Annotated in this window: 17 protein-coding genes; 11 read left to right on the top strand and 6 right to left on the bottom strand. The window is 69.9% G+C overall.

Translation table 11 applies throughout. The features are described 5' to 3' along the window. Both H074_RS37700 and H074_RS37695 read right to left on the bottom strand, forming a co-directional pair. The gene (locus tag H074_RS37700; RefSeq protein WP_007035362.1) at positions 1-621 is read right to left on the bottom strand and encodes a VC0807 family protein; all 621 of its coding nucleotides are present in this window, start codon (positions 619-621) and stop codon (positions 1-3) included. Next, a complete protein-coding gene (locus tag H074_RS37695; protein ID WP_007035361.1) occupies positions 618-1,514 on the bottom strand; it encodes an alpha/beta fold hydrolase in 897 nt (298 codons plus the stop codon). The genes H074_RS37700 and H074_RS37695 overlap by 4 nt, the downstream gene beginning before the upstream one ends. Before the next feature lie 88 nt (positions 1,515-1,602). On the opposite strand from H074_RS37695, the gene H074_RS37690 reads away from it, so the two are divergent. Continuing rightward, positions 1,603-2,196 carry a TetR/AcrR family transcriptional regulator gene (locus H074_RS37690; protein WP_007035360.1) on the top strand — a complete coding sequence of 198 codons (594 nt, stop codon included), beginning with the start codon at positions 1,603-1,605 and terminating at the stop codon, positions 2,194-2,196. Continuing rightward, a complete protein-coding gene (locus tag H074_RS37685; RefSeq protein ID WP_007035359.1) occupies positions 2,193-2,804 on the top strand; it encodes a hypothetical protein in 612 nt (203 codons plus the stop codon). The genes H074_RS37690 and H074_RS37685 overlap by 4 nt, the downstream gene beginning before the upstream one ends. 186 nt (positions 2,805-2,990) lie before the next feature. Here H074_RS37685 and H074_RS37680 read toward each other — a convergent pair whose 3' ends face one another. After that, positions 2,991-4,037: a ferrochelatase gene (locus H074_RS37680; RefSeq protein WP_007035358.1), complete on the bottom strand. Its 1,047-nt coding sequence runs from the start codon at positions 4,035-4,037 to the stop codon at positions 2,991-2,993. An 85-nt stretch (positions 4,038-4,122) separates the two neighbouring features. Between H074_RS37680 and H074_RS37675 the strand changes: the two genes are divergently transcribed. Together H074_RS37675 and H074_RS37670 are read left to right on the top strand one after the other, a co-directional pair. Further along, on the top strand, positions 4,123-4,707 hold the full coding sequence (locus H074_RS37675) for a TetR/AcrR family transcriptional regulator (protein ID WP_007035357.1): 585 nt from the start codon (positions 4,123-4,125) through the stop codon (positions 4,705-4,707). A 70-nt stretch (positions 4,708-4,777) separates the two neighbouring features. Next, positions 4,778-5,959, top strand: coding sequence for a Cmx/CmrA family chloramphenicol efflux MFS transporter (locus H074_RS37670; protein ID WP_039924530.1), 1,182 nt, complete (start codon positions 4,778-4,780; stop codon positions 5,957-5,959). 153 nt (positions 5,960-6,112) lie between these two features. Here the strand turns inward: H074_RS37670 and fabI are convergent, their stop codons facing one another. Continuing rightward, the gene (gene fabI / locus H074_RS37665; protein WP_007035355.1) at positions 6,113-6,880 is read right to left on the bottom strand and encodes an enoyl-ACP reductase FabI; all 768 of its coding nucleotides are present in this window, start codon (positions 6,878-6,880) and stop codon (positions 6,113-6,115) included. A 52-nt stretch (positions 6,881-6,932) separates the two neighbouring features. Further along, a complete protein-coding gene (gene fabG, locus H074_RS37660; protein ID WP_007035354.1) occupies positions 6,933-7,637 on the bottom strand; it encodes a beta-ketoacyl-ACP reductase in 705 nt (234 codons plus the stop codon). Positions 7,638-7,828: 191 nt separating this feature from the next. Here fabG and H074_RS37655 point away from each other — a divergent pair, with 191 nt between their 5' ends. The 6 genes from H074_RS37655 (at position 7,829) to H074_RS37630 (ending at position 14,103) form a co-directional block, all read left to right on the top strand. Next, positions 7,829-9,187, top strand: a complete 1,359-nt coding sequence (locus tag H074_RS37655; RefSeq protein WP_007035353.1) for an MFS transporter — start codon at positions 7,829-7,831, stop codon at positions 9,185-9,187. 16 nt (positions 9,188-9,203) lie between these two features. Then, on the top strand, positions 9,204-9,866 hold the full coding sequence (locus tag H074_RS37650; RefSeq protein WP_039924546.1) for a response regulator transcription factor: 663 nt from the start codon (positions 9,204-9,206) through the stop codon (positions 9,864-9,866). 3 nt (positions 9,867-9,869) lie between these two features. Continuing rightward, positions 9,870-11,267 carry a sensor histidine kinase gene (locus H074_RS37645; RefSeq protein WP_007035351.1) on the top strand — a complete coding sequence of 466 codons (1,398 nt, stop codon included), beginning with the start codon at positions 9,870-9,872 and terminating at the stop codon, positions 11,265-11,267. Positions 11,268-11,269: 2 nt separating this feature from the next. Continuing rightward, on the top strand, positions 11,270-12,211 hold the full coding sequence (locus tag H074_RS37640) for a TAXI family TRAP transporter solute-binding subunit (protein WP_039924545.1): 942 nt from the start codon (positions 11,270-11,272) through the stop codon (positions 12,209-12,211). Between the two features lie 101 nt (positions 12,212-12,312). Then, positions 12,313-13,599: an alpha/beta hydrolase family protein gene (locus H074_RS37635; protein ID WP_051072095.1), complete on the top strand. Its 1,287-nt coding sequence runs from the start codon at positions 12,313-12,315 to the stop codon at positions 13,597-13,599. A 72-nt stretch (positions 13,600-13,671) separates the two neighbouring features. After that, positions 13,672-14,103 (top strand): acyl-CoA thioesterase, encoded by a 432-nt coding sequence (locus H074_RS37630; protein WP_007035348.1) that lies wholly within the window; start codon positions 13,672-13,674, stop codon positions 14,101-14,103. On the opposite strand, the gene H074_RS37625 is transcribed toward H074_RS37630, so the two are convergent. Beyond that, on the bottom strand, positions 14,091-15,686 hold the full coding sequence (locus H074_RS37625) for an alkaline phosphatase D family protein (protein ID WP_007035347.1): 1,596 nt from the start codon (positions 15,684-15,686) through the stop codon (positions 14,091-14,093). The genes H074_RS37630 and H074_RS37625 overlap by 13 nt on opposite strands. 111 nt (positions 15,687-15,797) lie before the next feature. On the opposite strand from H074_RS37625, the gene H074_RS37620 reads away from it, so the two are divergent. Further along, the gene (locus H074_RS37620; RefSeq protein WP_007035346.1) at positions 15,798-16,268 is read left to right on the top strand and encodes a tRNA (cytidine(34)-2'-O)-methyltransferase; all 471 of its coding nucleotides are present in this window, start codon (positions 15,798-15,800) and stop codon (positions 16,266-16,268) included. Positions 16,269-16,332 lie beyond the last annotated feature (64 nt).

The following is a 16,332-nucleotide window of genomic DNA, read 5'->3' as shown; positions in this document are numbered from 1 at the left end:
TCACGTGGCCACGGTGTGTCTCTTCTGGACTTTCTCGGCATACCGCACAGACCACAGCGAGAGCCCGCCGATGACGGCGATCAGCAGGACCACGCTGAGCCCGTTCATCACGTCGGCGGACAACGTGTAGACCAGCGGCACCCGAACGGCGGCCTCCAGCAGCAACACCACTCCCCACACCGCCGACATCCGGGTGAAGGCCCGCCGGAAGGCGGGGACCTCGTCGCCGAGCCGGTCGATCTCCGCGCGTTTGGCCACACTGGAACCGGCCCGCACGGCGACGAGCACCATGGGCGTACGGCTGAAGCAGCTCAGCAGCAGCACGATCGCGGCGGTCGCGGTGGCGAAGGACTCCTTCAGCAGCAAGAATTTCGCATCACCGGTGACCAGCGAAAGCACCAGCCCGACCCCGAGCACACCGGCCAGCAACGCGGCGAAGCCGTCGAAGGACCGGTCGCGGACGGCGACCCACGCGATCCGGGCCGCGGCCGCCACCGCCCCGGCCAGCAACGAAACCTGCTCACTCTGCCCGGCGAGCCGGAGCCCGTAGTAGGCGGCCAACGGCAGCGCGACGTCCCAGAGCAGCAGGGAGAGCGTGGGGTTCTTGCCGTGCGCGGTCATGAGCCCGTTTCCCCCGCCGCTTCGCAGTCGGCCAGGAAGGTCAGGACACGCGCGTTGACCTCGGTCGCGGCTTCACCGGCGATCGCATGGGTCGCCGATGGCCACAGCTCGACCTGTCCCAGCCGCAGGAGTTCGCGGGCGCGGGCGGCCGCGCGTTCCGGGTGGTGGATGACACTGCGCCCGGCGATCAGGGCCAGCACGGGCATCCGCAGCGAACGCAACTGCTCGTCGGTGAACAACTTGGGCGACGGCAGGGCGATGCGGTAGGTCCGCATCCCCTCGTCGATCACCCGCGCCACCGGGTCCGCTGCGTCGACCTCCGCGCCACCGGAAATCCAGTCGAGGAACGCCGGGCGCGCCCACCGGTCGATGCCGGGGATCGCGGCGAGCGTGGCACGGACCACCAATCCCACGGTCAGGCCGCCGAACGTCAGCACAGGGTCGATCACGGTGAGCGACCTCAGCCGCTCCGGCGCCCGTACGGCGAGATTGACCGCGAGCCAGCCGCCGAACGAGTACCCGATCAGATGCACGGCCGCCAGGTCGAGTTCCGCCAGCACCGTACTCAGCCACGCGGCCTGATCCGCACCGTCGCGGATCGGGACGGTCTGTTCACTGCGGCCGGCTTCGCCGATGAGGTCCACCGCGTAGACCTCGCCGTGCCCGAGCAGCGCGGTCAGGTTGGGTTCCCACATCACCGCGGTCCCCGCGCGGCCGGGCAACAGCACGATCGGCGTTCCACCCGGCTGCCCGAACCGGTACACGCGCGCCACCCCGAACGCCGTCTGGACGTCATGGATCCCGGCCGGCGCGGGCAAAGCCGCCAGACCTCGTTCGTAGACGGCCTCGTACTCGGCACGTGCCTCCGACGAGGCGAAACCGCCCACCTTCATTCGCACCCCTCCTCTTTACGGTACGATCGGATTGTAAACAGTTCGTGAGAAGTTGGCAATCCAATCGGACTGCCAAAAGGAGGAGCGCGTGCCCAAGCGAGTCGATCACGAGCACCGGCGGCAGCAGATCGCCGCGGCCGTGCGCCGCATCGCGGCCGACCGGGGACTCGAAGGGGTCAGCCTGAACGAGGTCGCGGCCGAAGCAGGGATCTCGAAAGGGTTCGTCCAGCACTACTTCGCGTCGAGGGACGACATGCTGCGTTATGCGACGACCACCTTGCGGGGCGCGCTCGAGGAGCGCATCGTCGCCCGGTCGGGGGACGGGGTCCGCGTGCGGGATCTGCTCATCGCCTTGCTTCCCCTGGACGAGGCCGCACGGGACGACGCGCTGGTCGCCAACGCGTTCCTCGTGCGCGCTCTCAAGGACCCGGAGATCGCCTGCCACTTCCGGACCGGCCATCGCCTGCTCCGCGACACGGTGGCGGCCCTGCTCGCGGCCGCACGGGCGGACGGCGATCTCGTGCCCACCGTCGACCCGGCCACCGAGGCCGTCCTCCTGCTGGCCCTGGTGTCCGGCCTGGCCGACGCGGTGCTCCTCGGCTACCAGTCCGGCGACGAGGCCATCGCCCTCATCGACCTCCACCTGTCACGGATCACCGCCACACGAAGGAACCCCCGATGACGCGCCGCTCCGCGCCGGTCCTCGCCGTCGCATCACTCGCCCTGCTCAGCGCATGCGGGCCGAGATACGACGAAGCCACCACGGAACCCGTCCCCAGTCCCGCACCCACCTCGGCGGCCGAGAGGGAGAAGGCTCCGAGCGACCTCGCGGGCAAAGTCCAGTACGACATCAAAGGACGGGCGGAGGACATGATCGGCGGACCGAACCCGGGCCTCACTCTCCAGTGCGGCGAGTTTTCCGGCCAGTCGCTGAGCTGCTCGGCCCGTTTAAAGGACCAGATCATCCAGATCGACGCCCGGGTGTACGACTACTCCCCCGGCCTGGCCCTCGACACCTACAGACAGGACATCACCCCGAAGGCGCGTTTCCTCCTCCGGGACCAGGTGCACCGGGAATTCCACGAATCGATCATGGCCTTCCAGAACGGCGACCCGCTCGACGCGGACGACGTGCTGCGCTGCGACAAGATGCCGGAAGTGACGACCGTCCGGCTGGGTGTCGACGACGAGTGGGTGGACACCGGAATCCGCTGTTACCACTACGGCGGGACGCTGACCACGACGAAACGCCTGAACGTCATGTCCAGGGACATCAACTTCTACGACTGACCTCGTCGTGAGTGGTAAGGACGGTTCTATTGAGGGGTAAGGCGAACGTGGCGTGGTGTCGGGGCGTGTCGCGAAGCCACTTTCGCGACGTTGGATGTCCCGAAAGTGGCTTTCGCGACGTTGACGGAGGCTCGTGAGTGGTGAGGACGGTTAGAACCGTCCTCACCACTCACGAGGCCCGATCACTTACGGGCGCGCGGGCCTCTTCGCGGGCTCGCAGCACCCCACCGCGCAAGGCGACCCGTTGACCGTGCACCCGGCCGCCGGGAACGGCGACAGCTTCCGCGCCGGCGCCCCCTCGATGTGTTCCCGGATCAGCTCCACGACGAGCTCGGCGAAGCGCGGGTCGGTGTCCGGCGTCGCGGCTCGCGCGAAGCCCATTCCGTGCTCCGCGGCCCGCTCGGCGGCCTCGTTGTCGAGGTCCCAGATCACCTCGAGGTGGTCGGACACGAAACCGACCGGGCAGACGACCACCGAGGTGACGCCTTCCGCGTGCAGCGCGTCGATGTGGTCGACGATGTCCGGCTCCAGCCACGGCACCTGCGGCGGGCCGGAGCGCGACTGCCAGACGACGTCGTAGGTCTCGATCCCGGCTTCGGCCGCGACGAGGCGGGCGGCCTCGGCGATCTGGCGTGAGTAGCGCCGTCCGCCTTCCGAGGGCGGTCCGGAGGCGGTGTCGGCGGACTCGGGCACCGAGTGGGCACAGAACACCGTCCTGGTCCCGGGCTGGTTCCCCAGCTTCGCGTGCGCGGCGCGAACGGCGTCGGCGAAAGCGGCGATGAACAGCGGGTGGTCGAAGAACTGCCGCAGCTTCACCAGTTCGGGCGCGCCGTCGCCGACCGCCGCACGGGCGCGCTCGATGTCCTCGTCGTACTGACGGCAGGCGGAATAGCCGCCGTACGCGCTCGTCGGGAAGACCAAGACGCGCTGAGCACCCGACTCGGTGATCTCGGCCAGCGTGTCCTCGACCATCGGCCGCCAGTTGCGGTTACCGAAGTGGACGGGCAGATCGATCCCGGCGGCCGCGAGCCGCTTCTCCACCGCGGAAATCGCGTCCCGGTTCAGCCGGTTGATCGGCGAGACCCCGCCGAAGTGCTGGTAGTGCTCGGAGACCTCGAGCAGCCGTTCCCGGGGGACCCCTCGTCCCCGCGTGACGTTCTCCAGGAACGGCATCACCTCGTCGGGTCCCTCGGGACCACCGAACGAAAGCCAAAGCAGCGCGTCGTAACCCACCCCGTCATCTTGCCGGTGTGGCGCCACGCACGCTGACCCGGCCCGTTTTGAACCGACCGATCCAAAACATGGTACGGTCGGTTCCATGGCCAGGCCGAAGGAATTCGACGAACGCGCCGCGATCGGGCACGCCATGGACGCGTTCTGGGCCTGCGGCTACGAGGGCACGTCGACACAGGCCCTCTGCGAAGCCACCGGCCTGGGTCGCAGCAGCATCTACAACACCTTCACCAGCAAGCACGAACTGTTCATGCGCGCGCTCGACCACTACGCCGAGCGTGGAATCGTGGCCAGAACGGCCCTGCTGGAGGAATCCGGGACCGGGATCGAGCGGTTCCGCGCCCTGTTCTCGCACACGATCGACGAGGAAGTCACGCACCACGGCCGGGGCTGTCTCGTGGTCAACACGGTGGCCGAATTCGGCGACCGTGATCCCGAGGTCAAGGCGCGGATCGACGCCGACACCAGACGACATCTCACCCTTCTCTCGGCCTGCGCCAGGGAAGGACAACTCGACGGGACGATCGCCGGCGGCCGCGAACCCGGCGCCATCGCGGAGTTCGCGCACAGCACCGTCGCCGGGCTGCGGCTGATGTCCCGCCGCGGCGCCGGACGGGCCGCCATGGAGGCCGTCGCCGACATCGCACTGAACGCGATCGCCGCGAAGTAGACCGAAGCAAGCCCGTGCGCAACGCTGCCCACATTTTGGACTGATCAATACAAAACTGGAGGGAATTCCCGTGCCTTTGGCAGTCTGCGTACTCGGACTGAGCGTGTTCGCGCTCGGCACGTCCGAGTTCATGATCACCGGCCTGCTGCCGGGGATGGCGGCCGATCTGAACGTCGGCATCCCGGAAGCCGGCCTGCTCATCTCGGCTTTCGCGATCGGCATGGTGGTCGGCGCTCCCCTGCTCGCGATCGCGACACTCAAGGTGCCGAGGCGCGCAACCCTGATGGCCCTGCTCGTGGTCTTCGGGATCTCGCACGTCGTCGGCGCGCTGGGGTCGGGATACGCCTTGCTCTTCGCGACCCGCGTCGTCAGCGCCGTCGCCTGCGCCGGGTTCTGGGCGGTCGCCGCGGCCACCGCCGTCGCACTGGTCCCGGCCGAACGCCGTGGCCGTGCGCTGGCCATCCTGGTCGGCGGGCTCACCGTCGCGAACATCGCCGGGGTGCCCGCCGGGACTTTCCTCGGCCAGCACGCGGGCTGGCGCGCGGCGTTCTGGGCGGTCACGGCCCTCACCGTCATCGCGTTGATCGGCGTCTTCGCCCTGGTCCCGGAGACCCAGAACGGCGAGGACAAGACCGACATCGCGACCGAACTGCGGCTCTACCGCGGCGGCCGGTTCTGGCTGGCGCTCGGCGTGATCGCGCTCGCGCAGGCGATGATCTTCGCGACCTTCAGCTACCTCGCGCCCTTGCTGACCGACGTCGCCGGGTTGCCGGAAAGCTGGGTGCCGGGGGTGCTTTCCCTGTTCGGGCTCGGCGCGCTGATCGGTATCACCGCCGGCGGCAGGCTCGCCGACGCGAGGCCCTTCGCGACCCTCTACGGCGGCCTCGCGGTCGCCCTGCTCGCCCTGGTGCTGCTCGCGCTCTCCGGCCCGGCGACCCCGGTCGCGATCTTCGCCGTGTTCCTGTTCGGCGTCGCCGGGTTCGGGATCAATCCCGCCCTGAACGTCCGCGCCTTCGCCGTCGCGGGCAACGCGCCCACGCTCGTCGGCGCGAGCACGACCGCCGCCTTCAACGTCGGCAACACCGTCGGTCCCTGGCTCGGCGGCGAGTCGATCGACGCCGGCCTCGGCTATCCGAGCGTCGCGTGGGTGAGCGCCGGACTCGGCGCGGCCACCGTGCTCGCACTCACCTTCGCCGCCGGTGTCCAGCGCACCGACGACACCCGCCTGCTTCGCGAACCTATTACCCAGTAAGGAGAATCATGTCCGAACGAACCCGAACCACTCTCGACGAGTTCTTCCGCCGAATGTCCACAGGAGACACTGACGGTGCCTCCCCTGAAGTACATGAAGGCCCCCATCCTTGCGCCTGGCGCAAGGATGGGGGCCTTCATGTACTTGCGGGGCTCAGATGCCGAGGGCGTGCACTCCGCCGTCGACCATGATCATCGAGCCGGTCGTGGCGGGCAACCAGTCCGACAGCACGGCACAGACCGACTTCGCCGTCGGGTCCGGGTCGGAGCTGTCCCAGCCGAGCGGCGCGCGGTCGCCCCAGCCCTCCTCCAGCTCGGAGAAACCGGGGATCGACTTCGCCGCCATGGTCTTCATCGGACCGGCGCTGACCAGGTTGACCCGGATACCCTTCGGGCCGAGGTCGCGCGCCAGATACCGGTTCACCGACTCCAGCGCCGCCTTCGCCACGCCCATCCAGTTGTAGACGGGCCACGCGACGCGCGCGTCGAAGTCCATGCCGACGATCGACGAACCGCGCGAGAGCAGCGGCAGGGTCGCGACCGCGAGCGCCTTGAAGGAGTACGCCGAGACGTCGACGGCCACCTTCACGTCCTCGCTGGGGGCGTCCAGGAACGGCGCGCCGAGGCACGACTGCGGCGCGAACCCGATCGAGTGCAGCACGCCGTCGAGTCCGTCGACGTGCTCACGGACACGGTCGGCGAGCGAGTCGAGGTGCTCCTGGTTGGTGACGTCCAGCTCCAGCACCGGCGCCTCCACGGGGAGCCGCTTGGCGATGCGCTCGACGAGCGACAGCCTGCCGAAGCCGGTGAGCACGACCTTCGCGCCCTCCTGCTGCGCGATCTTGGCCGCGTGGAACGCGAGCGAGGCGTCGGTGATGACGCCGGTGATCAGCAGGCGCTTGCCTTCGAGCAGTCCTGGCACGGGACCTCCAGTCCGGAGTGGTTTCGATCGGTACGGGAAAAAAGGGGGGACGTCAGTGGCCCATGCCGAGGCCGCCGTCGACCGGCAGCACCGCGCCGTTGACGTAACCGGCCTCTTCGGAGGCCAGGTAGCGGACGGCGGCGGCGATCTCCGACGGCTCGGCGTACCGGCCGGAGGGAACCTGGGCGAGGATCTCCTTCTTGCGGTCCTCGCCGAGCTCGTCGGTCATGTCCGTGGCGACGAAGCCCGGCGCGATGACGTTCGACGTGATGTTGCGCGAGCCCAGCTCACGCGCGAGCGAACGGGCGAGACCGACGAGACCGGCCTTGCTCGCCGCGTAGTTGACCTGACCCGCCGACCCGCTGAGGCCGACCACGGACGAAATGAAGATGTAGCGGCCCCACTTGCCGCGCAGCATGCCGCGGGAGGCGCGCTTGGCGACGCGGTACGCGCCGGTGAGGTTGGCGTCCACCACGCGGGTGAACTGCTCCTCGCTCATGCGCATCAGGAGCGTGTCGTCGGTCATGCCGGCGTTCGCGACGAGGACCTCCACCGGGCCCTGGTGCTCCTCGACGAGCTTGAAGGCGGCGTCGATCTGCTCGGCGTCGGTGACGTCGGCCTGCACCCCGAAGAGGCCTTCGGGCGCGCCGGAACCGCGGTGCGTGATCGCGACCTTGTGTCCCTGCGCCGCGAGGTCCTTCGCGATCGCCAAACCGATGCCGCGGTTGCCGCCGGTGACCAGTACCGACCGTCCCACAGAGTTCTCCTCGCCTCGTCCTGTCGCGCTGACGGCACTGAGGCTATCGGCTCGCCGGGTTCGCGCCGGAGCCACGCCACCCCTACCTCCGGGTAACCGCGACTGTCCTAAGCGGATGTTAGGAACCGCGCCGAAACCTTGCCCGGCGGTCACGGATTGTTCACCGTGAGCCGGAACACAGGAGGTCAAAGATGACAACCCGGATCGGCGCGGCGTCGCCGCCCGTAAGCGAGCGACGAGTCGTCGGCAACGTGCTGCGCGGCTCGATCGGCAACCTGGTCGAGTGGTACGACTGGTACGCCTACGCCGCCTTCACCACGTACTTCGCGAAGTCCTTCTTCCCCACCAAGGACACGACGGCGGCCTTCCTCGGCACCGCGGCGGTGTTCGCCGTCGGATTCCTCATGCGGCCACTCGGCGGCTGGATGCTGGGCCGGTTCGCCGACCGGTTCGGGCGACGAAGCGCACTCGTGCTTTCCGTCACGTTGATGGCGACGGGGTCGCTGATGATCGCCGTGACCCCGACCTACGCCACGATCGGGATCGCCGCGCCGATCCTGCTCCTGGTCGCCCGGCTCGTCCAGGGGCTCTCGGTCGGCGGCGAGTACTCGACCTCCGCGACCTATCTGTCCGAAGTGGCCACTCCGGGCAAGCGCGGCTTCTACTCCAGCTTCCAGTACGTGACGCTGTACGGCGGCCAGCTGCTGGCGCTCGGTCTCCAGCTGCTGCTGCAGGCCGTCCTGACCGAGCAGCAGCTGACCTCGTGGGGCTGGCGGATCGCCTTCGTCGTCGGCGCGCTCGCCGCGGTCGTGGTGATGCTCCTGCGCCGCGGGATGGACGAGTCGGCCAGCTTCGAGGAGACCAAGGCCTCCGGCACCGGCAAGGACGCCGGCGACAAGGGCACGCTGCGCGCGCTGATCAAGTACCCCAAGGAGATCGCGCTCGTCATCGGCCTCACCCTCGGCGGCACGGTGTCGTTCTACACCTTCGCCACCTACAGCCAGAAGTTCATGGAGAACACCGCGGGCATCCCGCGCCGGACGGTCACGCTGATCCTGTTCTGCGCGATCCTCGTCGCCGCGATCCTGCAGCCGTTCGCGGGGAAGCTGTCCGACCGCATCGGCCGCCGTCCGCTGCTGATGTTCTTCGGGATCGCCGGCACGCTGCTGACCGTCCCGATCATGACGCTGATGGGCGGGACGAAGCAGCCGGTGCTCGCCTTCCTGCTGATGCTGGCCGGACTGGTGATCGTCACCGGGTACACCTCGATCAACGCGATCGTGAAGGCCGAACTGTTCCCGACGAAGATCCGCGCGATCGGCGTCGGTCTCCCCTACGCGCTCACCGTCGCGATCTTCGGCGGCACCGCCGAGCTCATCGCGCAGGCGCTCAAGGGAGCGGGCCACGAATCGGTGTTCTTCTACTACGTCGCGGGCTGTGTCCTGGTCTCGCTGATCGTGTACGGCACAATGCGGGAAACCTCGAAGACCTCGGAGCTGGACAAGAAGAAGCAGCCCGAGCCCGAGCTCGTGTCCGGCCGCGAAGGCTAGGCGGGAAGGTGTGGCCGTGCGGGTGCTGCTCGTCGAGGACGACGCCGGTGTCGCCGACGCGCTCGCCGAAGCGCTGCAGGCGCGCGGCCACACCGTCTCCCATGCCATCCGCGGCAGCGACGCGCTGCACCGGCACCGCGCGGCCGACGTGATCCTGCTCGATCTCAACCTGCCCGACATGAACGGGCTGGACGTGCTCAGAAAGGTCCGGCAGGTCTCGCCGGTGCCGGTGCTCGTGCTCACCGCGAGCGGGGACGAACGGTCCGTGGTGCGCGGGCTGCGGCTCGGCGCCGACGACTACCTGACCAAACCGGTCCGTCTGGCCGAACTGCTGGCCAGGATGGACGCGGTCGTACGCCGCGCCGCCGTCTCCGCCGCGCCGCGGGACGGCGTCGTGCGCGTCGAGGACGTCGAGATCGACCTCGGCGCGCGGCGCGTGCTGGTCGACGGGCACGACATCGGGCTCACCGCCAAGGAGTTCGCCGTCCTGGCCGTGCTCGCCGCCCGCCCGGGCACAGCGGTGAGCCGTCAGCAGCTGATGGACGAGGTCTGGGGCGACGCGTACCTCGCCGTCTCCCGCTCGCTCGACGTGCACCTGACCCAGCTGCGCGCGAAGCTCGACCGGCCGGGACTGCTGACCACGATCCGGGGTTTCGGCTACCGGCTGGGCCGGGACTGACCGGTGCGCGCCCGGCTGCTGGTCGTCCTCGTCGCGCTCGCGCTGACCGTGGTCGCCGCGTTCGCCGTCCCGCTGTTCGGGTCGACCGCCGCGCAGCGGACCCAGCAGCTGGTGATCGCCCGCAACGCCGATGTCGACCGGTTCGTCGTCCTCGCCCAGCAGGCCGTCGACGCCGCCGACCCGACCGCGCTGGCGGTAGACGCCGCGCGGTATTCGTCGTTATACGGCGAAGCGGTCGTGGTGGTCGACGCGTGCGGGGTGCCGCTGGTCGAAACCGGCGGGATGACCGCCGCGGACGCGGTGGTCCGCTCACTCGTCGAAGCCGCACTGCGCAACCAGCCCGCGCAGGGACCGGAGCAGCTGAGCCCGTGGTCGGCGGATCCGGTCCTTTTCGCCCGTCCGGTGGGCACCGGGACCCGGGTGGCCGGCGTGGTCGTGCTTCGCGCGTCGGTGACCACGGCGGCGGCCGACGTCGCCGCCCGCTGGGCCGCGATCGTCGCGGGCGCGGTGCTGGTCGCGGCGGTGTTCGTGCTGCTCGCGGTTCTGCTGGCCCGCTGGATGGTGCGGCCGCTGCACGAACTGGAGACCGGCGTGCAGGCGGTGACCGAAGGGCATCGCGCACAGGTTCCCGACCGGGCCGGGCCCCGCGAGCTGCGTTCCCTCGCGACGTCGTTCAACCGGATGTCCGACGCCGTCGTCGAGGCGTCCGAACAGCAGCGGCGGCTCGTCGCGGACGCGTCGCACCAGCTGCGGAATCCCATGGCGGCCTTGCGGTTGCGAGTGGACTCCCTGGCCGCGCAGGTCGACGGGGACGGCCAGCGGGCCTACCGGGCGACCGTCGCGGAGGTCGAGCGCCTGGAGTCCCTGCTCGACGGTCTGCTCGCGCTGGCGCTCGCCGAAAGCGCCGCGACCCGGCTCGCCGCGGGTGAGTCCGGCGACGAACCCTGCGATCTCCCGGCCGTCCTGGCCGAACGGGTCGACGCGTGGCGTCCCTCGGCCGAAGACGCGGGAGTCGGCCTCGCGGCGTCGGAAGGCCACGACGAGCCGGTGCCGGTGCGGTGCGCGGAAAGCGAGCTGGCCCAAGTGCTGGATGTCCTGCTGGACAACGCGGTGCGTTACGCGGGACAGGGCGCCACGATCACCACCGGCTACGAAACCGGCGACACCACAGCCACGGTCTTCGTGTCCGACAACGGTCCTGGACTGTCCCCAGAGGACCGCGCACGCGCGACCGAACGATTCTGGCGTGCCGGTGGCGACGGCGCGCCGCGCGGAACGGGCCTGGGGCTGGCGATCGCGAGTCAGCACGTGCTCGCCCGGGGCGGGAAACTCGAACTGCGCGAGGCGAAACCGTACGGGCTCGAAGTCCGCGTCGAACTCCCTCTCGCGGCAGGGGAATGACCATGACCGTCACCAGGCGTACCGCGCTCCTCGCCGGGCTCGCGACGCTCGCGGGATGCTCCACCGCGGGCTACCGGGGCCCGGAGCGAGAGGTCGTCGTCGCCGCGGGCGAGAGCGGCGGGTTCTATCTCGCCTTCGCGGAACTCTTGGCCCAGCAGCTGAACCTGGCGGAACCGCGGCTGCGCGCGACGGCCGTCGCCACCGAGGCCAGTGTCGAGAACCTGCGGCGGCTGCGCGACGGCCGGGCCGATCTCGGGCTCGTCCTCGGCGACGTCGCCGAGTCCGCCTTCGCCGGTGCGGAGCCGTTCTCCGTTCCGATCGCGTTCTCGGCCATCGGCCGCGTCTACGAGAACTACCACCAGCTCGTGGTCCGGGCGGACGGCGGCGTGCGGTCGCTCGCCGATCTGACCGGGCGGCCGGTGGCGATGGGCGCGAGCGGGTCCGGCGTCGCGGTGTTCAGCACGCGTCTGTTCGCCCGCGCCGAAGTCCCCGTGAAGGCGAAGAACCTGCTCTTGGGTGAAGCGATCAACGCGCTGGCGGCGCACGAGGTCGACGCGCTGCTCTGGTCCGGCGGGATCCCGACGCCCGCGCTCACCGAGCTGAACCGGACCACCCCGATCACGCTCCTCCCGCTCGACAGCCACCTTCCCGCGCTGCGCGCGGGCTACGGCCCGGTGTACGACCAGGTCCACGTTCCGGCGCAGGCCTATCAGGGGGTCGGTGAACTGCGGACGATCGGCGTCGCGAACCTGCTGCTGGCGGCTCCTTCACTACCCGACGACGTCGCGGCGGCGGTGGCGCGGGTGCTGGCCGGGCACGCCGCCGACCTGGTCCCGGCGGCCGCGGTGGGGACGCAGTTCCTCGACGTCCGGACGCTGATCGGCACCGGCAAGGTCCCGCTGCATCCCGGAGCCGCGTCGGCCTACCGTGCCCTGCACGGGTGATCAAGGCTCCGTCTTCAGAGGGATGCGCGTCGCACCGGCGCGCTGCCAGGGTCGGAAGCAGGCGGCCATCGGGCCGCCCCGATCCGGAAGGACTCGAAGCAGTGTCATCGAGACACACCAGGGTGGTGCGGGGTTCGGCGCTGATCGCGGGCCTCGCGCTCGCGGGCGGGCTCGCCACGGCGGCCCCCGCCGTCGCGGCCGACCAGGCCAAGCTCACCGCACCGGCCCTCACCGGCCCGTACGAAGTCGGCACCACCGACCTCCACCTCGTCGACCCGTCCCGCCCCGATCCGTGGAAACCGGAACGGCGCCGGGAACTCATGGCCACCGTCACCTATCCGGCGGACCGGCTCGCCGACGGACCCCGGGCGCCGTGGCTCACGCCCGGCATCGGCACCGTCATCGATCAGATGCTGGCGGGTGAGGACTACCTCGGTCTCCCGGCCGGTTCCATCGACTGGGCGTCGGCGAAGCGGCGCGCCGGGCTCGGCGTCCCCGTGGCGCAGGGCGCGCCGAAGCCCGTGGCGCTCTTCTCCCCCGGTTTCGGCGGGCCGCGGGAGACGTACTCGGCGATCGTCGACGACCTGGCGAGCCGCGGGTACGTCGTCGTCTCGCTCTCGCACACCTACGAGAGCGCCGCGGTCGAGTTCCCCGGCGGACGACTCGAAACGGCCGTTCCGCCGGGCGAGGAACCCGAGTTCATGAAGAAGGCGCTCGACGCCCGGGTCGCCGACAGCAGGTTCGTCCTCGACCAGCTGGCGAAGATCAGCCGCGGGCAGAACCCGGACGCGGAGAACCGGCCGCTCCCGCGCGGGCTCGGCTGGTCGCTCGATCTGTCCAGGGTCGGCGCCTACGGCCACTCCTACGGCGGGTTCACCGCCGGTGAGACGATGATCCACGACCGCCGTGTCGACGCGGGGATCAACCTCGACGGCGCGATGGCGACCGCGTTCGGCTACCCGCCGGGCAGTGCCTACGTGCCGGGCGAGGTCACGAAACGCGGTCTCGACCGGCCGTTCCTGTTGATGGGCGCCGAAGGCGTCGACGAGAACGGAAAACCGCTCGAACACACGCACCGGCATCCCGAATTCGACCGCAGCTGGGCGGACTTCTGGGCCAACCAGCGAGGCTGGAAGCGTGACCTGCTGCTGCGCGGCGGCAGCACGCACATGGCGTACAGCGACCTGCAGGTCGTGGTGCCGCAGCTCGGTTCGCGAGTCGCGCCGGAGAAGCGGGAGGCGGTCATCGGCACCATCGATCCCCGTCGTTCGCTCGCCGCGCAGCGGGACTACATCGGCGCGTTCTTCGATCTGCACCTGAAGGGCCGTGACCGGCACCTGTTCGACGGCGAGTCACCCCGCCATCCGGACATCGACTTCATCGAGTAGGCGGACGCGCGTGAAGGCCCCCTTCCTCTCGGGTCGAGCCGGGGGGAGGGGGCCTTCACGTAGGTTGGAACCGTGACCGAGCCACGGAAACCGATCGTCGAGATGCCGCTGCGCGTGCGCTACCACGAATGCGACGGGCAGGGCATCGTGTTCAACGCGAACTATCTCGCCTACGTCGACATGGCCATGTTCGAAGTGGAGAAAGCCCTCTTCGGCTCGCACCAGGCGGCGTTGGCCCGCGGAGTCGACGTCGTCGTCGCCGAGTCGAACCTCCGCTACCGCGCGCCTTGCCGCTACGACGACGAACTGGCCGTGGCCGTCTTCCTGGACCATCTCGGCACGACGTCACTGATCATCGACTTCGAGATCACCCGCGGCGGCGACGTGTGCACGGAAGTGAAGACCCGTTACGTCTTCGTCGACCCGGCGACGCTCAAGAAGGCGGCGCCGCCCGCGTCGGTGCGCGAGGCGTACGCCGCCTTCCTGCCCGCTCAGGCGGACTGAACGCCGGGGCGCCGGTCCTCGACGACGTAGCTGGCGCGCGTGCTGATCGGCGCGCCGGGGGTGTTGACGAACGGCACCACCCGGAAGTCACTCCGCCATCGCTGCCGGTTGACGTTGACCCGGACGTACCCGCGCTGGCTGTTGAAGAACTTCATGTGCGGGTTGGCCTTCAGCAGGTTCTCCCCGGCGGGCGTCATGTCGGCGCCGTTGCCGCCGCTGGTGATCGACGTCCCGACGAACTCGCTCGCCACGGTGGGCGAACCCGGGTCGGCGAAGTCGCGCTTGAGGTCCCAGGCGTAGTTCTGATGCCTGTCGCCGGTGATGACCACCAGGTTCCGCACCCCGCGATCCTGCGCCGCGGCGAGCACGCGGTCGCGGTCGGCGACGTAGCCGTCCCACGGGTCGAGGTAGACGTTCATGGCCTCGCCGGCGTCGGTGTCGGTCTGCCCCATCGGCGCCTGGTTGCCGAGGATCTGCCACCGCGCGTGGGAGCGGGAGAAACCGTCGAGCAGCCACTTCCGCTGCTCCGCACCGAGCAGGGTGCGGTCCTCGTCGAAGCGCTCGGCGCAGTTCGCCGACTGGCCGTCACCGCACGGCTGGTCGTCGCGGTACTGGCGGGTGTCGAGCATGGTGAAGTCGGCCAGCGTGCCGTAGCTCAGCCGCCGGTGAAGACGCGCGTCCGGCCCCTTCGGCAACTGGGCGATGCGATACGGCAGGTGCTCGTACATCGCCTGGAACGCCTGGGCGCGCCGCTGGCGGAACACCGCGGGATCCTGGTCCGGTTCCTTGTCGACCTGGGAGATGTCGCCCGCCCAGTTGTTCTCCACCTCGTGGTCGTCGTTGACGTGGATCCACGGGAAGGCGGCGTGCGCGGCCATCAGCGGCGCTTCGGACTTGTAGAGCGCGTACTGGAGCCGGTAGCGCGCCAGGTCGAAGGTCTCGCCCTTGAACTGCGGTCCCACCGGCGTTCCGCGGCCGACGCCCGTGACGCCGCTTTCGTAGAGGTAGTCGCCCAGATGCACGACCAGGTCCAGGTCCTCGGCCGCCATGTGGTCATACGCGGTGAAGTGCCCGGCCTCCCAGTTCTGGCAGGACGCGAACGCGAAGTTCAGCTCGCGCGGTGACGACCACGCCACGGGCGCCGTCCGGGTGCGGCCGACCGGCGAGATCTCGCCGCCGGTGCGGAAGCGGTAGAAGTACTCGTGGTCCGGCGCGAGGCCGTGGATCTCGGGATGCACGGAGTGGCCGAGTTCGGGCGTGGCGACCACGGAGCCGCGGCGGACGACGGCGCGGAAACGCTCGTCGAGCGACACCTCGTACTCGACGCGGACCGGCGTCCGCGGCATGCCGCCGAAACCGTCGGCCTCGTAAGGCTGCGGCGCGAGCCTGGTCCAGAGCACGACACCGCCGGGCAACGGGTCACCCGACGCGACGCCGAGGGTGAACGGGTTGCCGGCACCGCGAGCGAGCGGCATCGCGCCGGCGGCGTTCCAGGCACCGGTCCCCAGCAGGACGGCGGCCGCGCCGGCGGAGCCATAACCGAGGAAGCGACGCCGCGACAGGGGGTGAGGGATCGAAGGCATGAAGCCCTCCTGTGGTGGGATGGTCACGGGCGGGCCTCATGCTCGTCCGGCTTGATGGCCGCCCGGCCGCGCTCAGGCGAAGCGCCCATGAACGAAAGACGATCAACCCTCGTGTTCCGCATCCTGTTCTACCGCCCCGAAATCCCGCCCAACACGGGTAACGCGATCCGCTTGACCGCGAACACCGGCTGCGAACTCCACCTGGTGGAGCCGCTCGGTTTCACGCTGGAGGACAAGCAGCTGCGGCGCGCCGGGCTCGACTACCACGACCTCGCGCGCGTCCACGTCCACGCGGATCTCGACGCGGCTTGGGCGGCCTTGCTGCCCGCCCGGGTCTACGCGTTCAGCGCTTCGGCGACGCGGCTGCACACCGACGTCGCGTACGAGCCAGGAGACGTGCTGATGTTCGGGCCGGAGTCGGCGGGGCTGCCTGCCGAAGTGCAGGGCTCCTCCCAGGTGACCGACCGGGTACGGCTGCCGATGCTGCCGACGAGCCGGTCGCTGAACCTTTCGAACACCGCGGCGATCAGCGTCTACGAGGCTTGGCGGCAGAACGGCTTCGCGACTCCCAGTGGCTCGTGAGTGGTAAGAGCCTGTCTTTGATGCCGGTTGCGGGTATGGGTCGGGCCTCTGCTAGTGATCTTGA

It is taken from the genome of Amycolatopsis decaplanina DSM 44594 (assembly GCF_000342005.1).
GTDB lineage: Bacteria > Actinomycetota > Actinomycetes > Mycobacteriales > Pseudonocardiaceae > Amycolatopsis > Amycolatopsis decaplanina.
Note: the sequence above shows the minus strand (reverse complement) of the source record. Positions and strands in the feature narration are given on the sequence as shown.